Annotated in this window: 3 protein-coding genes and 1 CRISPR repeat array; of the genes, 1 reads left to right on the plus strand and 2 read right to left on the minus strand. The window is 59.0% G+C overall.

Annotated features, from left to right (window positions below; translation table 11 throughout):
* Positions 1-314, minus strand: a 314-nt coding sequence (locus NW863_RS09570; protein WP_414365968.1) for a DUF4359 domain-containing protein, incomplete at its 3' end; no start/stop codon positions are given.
* A gap of 143 nt (positions 315-457) precedes the next feature.
* Between NW863_RS09570 and prfB the strand changes: the two genes are divergently transcribed.
* Positions 458-1,589, plus strand: a protein-coding gene (gene prfB, locus NW863_RS09575) for a peptide chain release factor 2 (RefSeq protein ID WP_414365971.1) whose coding sequence is annotated in 2 segments (ribosomal slippage) — positions 458-529 and positions 531-1,589 — 1,131 coding nt in all. Because the reading frame shifts where the segments join, the coding sequence is not laid out codon by codon here.
* Here prfB and NW863_RS09580 read toward each other — a convergent pair.
* Positions 1,586-2,587, minus strand: coding sequence for an o-succinylbenzoate synthase (locus NW863_RS09580; RefSeq protein WP_414365969.1), 1,002 nt, complete (start codon positions 2,585-2,587; stop codon positions 1,586-1,588). The two genes, prfB and NW863_RS09580, sit on opposite strands and share 4 nt — an antisense overlap.
* 39 nt (positions 2,588-2,626) lie before the next feature.
* Positions 2,627-5,624: a CRISPR direct-repeat array (repeat unit 36 nt; unit sequence GTTTCCAATTTCTAGGGATCCCCCCGAAGGGGGAAC).
* Positions 5,625-5,791: the final 167 nt, after the last annotated feature.

Raw genomic sequence — 5,791 nt, forward strand, 5'->3', positions numbered from 1 at the left:
ATCCCCAGCGGGCCAAAGTTAAGCAACGACAAATCGGTGCTGTAGAGGCTGAAGAGGATGAAGTTTTGCCGGCGGGTCTGGCGCAGGAACAGCTCTGCCAACTCCGGTTGCAGCTCTTGCACAAGGGCGTGACATTCCTCAATGAGGGTGGGCAAAAAAGCCGGGAGCTGGGCGCAGTATTCCCGCGTGGCATAGGCAGCCAACTGTTCCCCTGCGTAGGCCCCGTACGCTTCCGGGGTGGGATTGGTGATGGCCAGAGCAGCCACACCCCCGGCCAGAGCCAGTCCGAACAGCAAGCCCAGAACCTTCGCCATGGCAGCCTCCAAAACAAGATCCCGATCTTCCTCTGGGCTCGGATCCCTCCAGCCATTTCCCCAATCCAGATGCGCCCGTCAGCGGGCTAGGAAGTTAAGATGGGATCCCAGACCCGATGACTTCAGGTAGCATCTACAAACCCATGGAACTGGCCGATCTGAGACGCACCCTAGAATCGCTCACCTCGCGCCTGAGCAGTGCTCAGGACTATCTTTGACCTGCCCCGCCTAGAGCAACAGATCGCCATTTTGGAGCAAGAGGCCGCGCAGCCGCAGTTTTGGAACGATGCCGAGGCGGCCCGCCGCCACCTGCAACAGCTCAACAGCCTCAAGGCCTCCTGGGATCAAGTCCACCGCTGGAAGGATCGCCTGGAAGATGCCACCAGCGCCCTGGAGCTGTTGCAAGAGGATCCCGACCCGGAGCTGTTGGCGGAAGTGTCCGCATCCCTGGCGGCAGTGGAGCGGGAGCTTAGCCAATGGGAGTTGCAGCAACTGCTTTCCGGCCCCTATGACAAAAACGGCGCCATCCTCACCATCACTGCCGGCGCGGGGGGAACCGATGCCCAGGACTGGGCAGCGATGCTCCTGAAGATGTACACCCGCTGGGCAGAAAACCAGGGCTACAAGGTTCGCCTCTCAGAATACTCGGAAGGGGCAGAGGCCGGCATCAAGTCGGCCACCTTGTTGATCGAGGGGCCCTACGCCTATGGGTATCTTTCCGCCGAGAAGGGCAACCACCGCATGGAGCGCATCAGCCCCTTCAACGCCAACGGCAAGCGCCAGACCAGCTTTGCCGGCGTCGAGGTCATGCCCATCCTGGAGGAAGAGAATGAGTTCGAGCTGAGGATGGAGGATCTGGAGTTCGAGACTTCTCGTTCCGGCGGGGCAGGCGGCCAAAACGTCAACAAGGTGGAAACGGCGGTGCGCGTCATCCACAAGCCCACCGGCATTGCCGTGCGCTGCACCGAGGAGCGTTCCCAACTGCAAAATAAGGAGCGGGCCATCCAGATCCTGAAGGCGAAGCTCATCGAATTGGAGGAGGAGAAGCGCCGGCAAAAGCTGGCCGAGATCCGCGGCGAGATGGTGACCCAGGGCTTTGGGGGCCGGATCCGCACCTACACCTTCGATCCTTACAAGTTGATCAAAGACCACCGCACCAACGCCGAAACCTACAATGTCGAGGCGTTTATGAATGGCGAACCGGAGGAGCTGATGCACTTTATCCAGGCCTACCTGCGGCAGGAACATGCCAAACAGCAGGCTGCTGCAGTCTAGGGCCGGCTGTGGCGCTCCCACACCGCCTGCATCAGGGCTGCCCGCTCCGACGCCGAGATCGCGCCCAATTGAACGGGATCCCACTCTGGGAAAAACTCCCCCACCCCCCATCCCAAGGCTCTGGGATGGGCTGTTTTTGCCTGCAGGGATCCCGCCCAAACTAGGCCGTGCCAAGCGCCAATAGGGGTTTCCAGGGCCGAGGAAAACACCAGATCCAACCCCGGGTGTTGGCTGAGGTAGTCCCTCAGGGCAAGACCGGATCCGACCAAAGAGGGCTTGACCACCAGGATCCCTTGCCAGCCGGAGCGGTGGACAGCTTGCAACTGCTCCAGGCCAGCCACTGACTCATCCAGGGCAAGGGGAGTTTGAAACTCGCGGCTCAGTTGGATCAAGTCGGCGTACTGCTCCGGGGGCAGGGGCTGCTCGAAAAACTCGATCTTGCCCGGCCACTCCCGATTGAGCTGGTCGCAAAGGGCCAGCCAGCGCCGCGCCTCTTCTAGGGTCAGCCCCCCGTTGGCATCCAGGCGCAGCCGGGATCCGGGCGGCAGTTGCTCCAGCCAGCTTGCCAGCTTTTTCCACTCCTGCTCAAAGGCATCCACCCCCACCTTGCCTTTGTAAACCGGGTAGAAACCTGGGGGCGCGGTTTTTCCCAAAAGCCCACAAAACGCAAGCCCCGAGAGATCCCTGGCCAGCCAGCCGGGATCCCGACAGGCCAGCCAGGCGCATTCCAAGCCAAAGCGAGTGGCGGGCAGAGTTGCTGGGATCCCTTCAATCTGCGCCTCGGATAGCTCAGCCGGCAACTGCTGGCAAAACGCCAGCGCTTGCTCCAAAGTCTCGCTGCCCAACCAGGGGATGGGAGCAATCTCCCCGTAGCCCTGCTGACCCGTCTCCAGATCCGTCAGCCGGATCAGGATCCCTTCCCGGACAGACCATAGGCCGTAGCGCGTGCGCAAAGGCCGCCGGAAGAGCCGCCGATACCGGCAAAACTCAAAGCGCATTTTCAGTCCAATCCAGTTGAGGATCCCCCCGAAAGGGGAGTTTCCAATTTCTAGGGATCCTCCCAAAGGGGGAACCGAAAGAAAGAAGGGCTTGGCTTAGCACCATAGCCCTTCTCGTTTCCAATTTCTAGGGATCCCCCCGAAGGGGGAACCTGGAAGTGGTGCGTCCCACCGAAGCGGTCGAGTTGCCGTTTCCAATTTCTAGGGATCCCCCCGAAGGGGGAACCTCAGGGCATCGGTGCAGCCGCGCCAGCGCAGCCTATCGTGTTTCCAATTTCTAGGGATCCCCCCGAAGGGGGAACGCAAAGCCAATTATTCGCGAGCTAATTCAGATCCTTCCAGTTTCCAATTTCTAGGGATCCCCCCGAAGGGGGAACACAACGGCAGACAAAGGCAAGGGGAGTTGGATGTTCAGGTAGTTTCCAATTTCTAGGGATCCCCCCGAAGGGGGAACACTGAAAGGGTGAACCCCCAAACGGGCGAAATAGTCGTTTCCAATTTCTAGGGATCCCCCCGAAGGGGGAACCTCCTTCGACGACGACCAAACCTGGTCGTATGTCGAGGACGAGTTTCCAATTTCTAGGGATCCCCCCGAAGGGGGAACTCTTCGCTTCGAGATACTGAAGCTGAAGACCGAGCTGCTAAGTTTCCAATTTCTAGGGATCCCCCCGAAGGGGGAACTTTAAAGCAAAAGCTCATGCGAGAGATTCATTCTCTCCTTGGTTTCCAATTTCTAGGGATCCCCCCGAAGGGGGAACGACCTACCTCAGCTGCCCGCGCAAGTACCACTACCGCTAGTTTCCAATTTCTAGGGATCCCCCCGAAGGGGGAACCTTTGGCACCTGCCGGCGGCCTTGGAAGAGGATCTCCAGTTTCCAATTTCTAGGGATCCCCCCGAAGGGGGAACTGCTTCGCGTTAACGGACTTGGGGGTTCCCGTCTACGTTTCCAATTTCTAGGGATCCCCCCGAAGGGGGAACCCTTACCCGCTGGCGGGGGCAAGAGAGCGAATATGACGAGGTTGTTTCCAATTTCTAGGGATCCCCCCGAAGGGGGAACTAGAAGAAAGTTGATTGACCTACCCGAGGGTATTTATCTCGTCGAGGGAAGTTTCCAATTTCTAGGGATCCCCCCGAAGGGGGAACGACTCTGGATCTTGAGACTGAGCGAAGCGCAGCCGATCAACGTTTCCAATTTCTAGGGATCCCCCCGAAGGGGGAACCTCTCTCAGTCGACAGCTAGCGCATATTCTAGTTGCCCTAGATGTTTCCAATTTCTAGGGATCCCCCCGAAGGGGGAACCGTCGTTCTGCCGCCTTGATCAGCTTTTCGTATTCGCGGGTTTCCAATTTCTAGGGATCCCCCCGAAGGGGGAACCCCCCTGAGGCCGTTGGGCACGAGCCTCGGGTGGGGGCGCTGTTTCCAATTTCTAGGGATCCCCCCGAAGGGGGAACCTAACGCATCCAGCCCCCTCGAGAGAGGGGGGTTTTTGTTTCCAATTTCTAGGGATCCCCCCGAAGGGGGAACTTGGACAGACGGGGGCTTCGAGCCCGTTTTCGGCCAGCGTCCGTTTCCAATTTCTAGGGATCCCCCCGAAGGGGGAACGCTCCGGCTCAAGAAAACAAGCCAACCCTTCTGCCTCGACCCCGTTTCCAATTTCTAGGGATCCCCCCGAAGGGGGAACTTGAAGAGGAGTTCCACAGCCGTTTGGCTGCACAGGGGTTTCCAATTTCTAGGGATCCCCCCGAAGGGGGAACCCCTCTCTGCTGCGGTTGGCCAGACGGCGCCTGGCCGAGTTTCCAATTTCTAGGGATCCCCCCGAAGGGGGAACAAATCTGCTTCGCCTTGAGTGACTTGGGAATCCCCGTCTAGTTTCCAATTTCTAGGGATCCCCCCGAAGGGGGAACATCTTGTATCGGGCTGGCCAGTTCCAGCCTGAGGTGATGCAGTTTCCAATTTCTAGGGATCCCCCCGAAGGGGGAACAGGCTCCCCTGTGTAGGGATCCAGGACATCGCCGGGGTCTAGGTTTCCAATTTCTAGGGATCCCCCCGAAGGGGGAACGCCCAAGTCCAAAGTTATCGCGAAGCAGAAGAAATCGTTTCCAATTTCTAGGGATCCCCCCGAAGGGGGAACTTGCAGGGCGAAGGCGACTTCGCGCTCCGCCTGCTCGATCTCCCGTTTCCAATTTCTAGGGATCCCCCCGAAGGGGGAACGTCCAGGCGTCCCCGCAGTACCTAGCCCGGACAACGGTTTCCAATTTCTAGGGATCCCCCCGAAGGGGGAACGAGGCCTCGATCCGCTGGGAGTTGACGCAGGCGGAGCGTTTCCAATTTCTAGGGATCCCCCCGAAGGGGGAACCCACCCTTCCCACAACCTATGCACAACCTATATCAAGTTTCCAATTTCTAGGGATCCCCCCGAAGGGGGAACCCCCTTCGGTTTCATCCCCACCAACCGCTGTAGGAACAAGTTTCCAATTTCTAGGGATCCCCCCGAAGGGGGAACCAGAAGTTCAGGCTCTAATAAAGAGTGCAGACTTCTGCAGTTTCCAATTTCTAGGGATCCCCCCGAAGGGGGAACCTGCTGGCAGCAGCAGCTCAGCCCTCTCAGTGTACTGCAGTTTCCAATTTCTAGGGATCCCCCCGAAGGGGGAACTTCCGCTCTTGCTTTGTAGCAGAGCGGTGGACGACCACCGTTTCCAATTTCTAGGGATCCCCCCGAAGGGGGAACGGGCTCTCGTCTTGGGGCACACGGCACAGTTTCGTTAGGTTTCCAATTTCTAGGGATCCCCCCGAAGGGGGAACCACCCGGTCACCACGACGGTGAACACGTGGTCGGCACCCGGGGTTTCCAATTTCTAGGGATCCCCCCGAAGGGGGAACTCGGCCAAGCGCTGCGCCAGCCCGCCTTCAACGGTGGCTTTGGGTTTCCAATTTCTAGGGATCCCCCCGAAGGGGGAACACTATGAGACGCTGGGCAACAGCGGCTGGCCAGATTTTCCAGTTTCCAATTTCTAGGGATCCCCCCGAAGGGGGAACTCTACCCCTATTAAACCCAAGTGGGGCAAGGAATGCAAGACCCATTTGCGAGGGGGTCGGTCGAAGACGGCGAAAAAGGGCCTAGAAGAAGGGGGGCAAGAGGCCTGAAAGCCTTGTGGGGCAAGGCATCGAGCGGGTCAACGAAAGAATCGGCCTTTGCGGGATTT

This window comes from Synechococcus sp. B60.1 (genome assembly GCF_047462555.1).
Classification (GTDB): domain Bacteria; phylum Cyanobacteriota; class Cyanobacteriia; order Thermostichales; family Thermostichaceae; genus Thermostichus.

Bases quoted from the DNA above. Each gene is read 5' to 3' on its own strand.
- NW863_RS09580 (WP_414365969.1), bottom strand. From the start codon at position 2,587: ATGCGCTTTGAGTTTTGCCGGTATCGGCGGCTCTTCCGGCGGCCTTTG.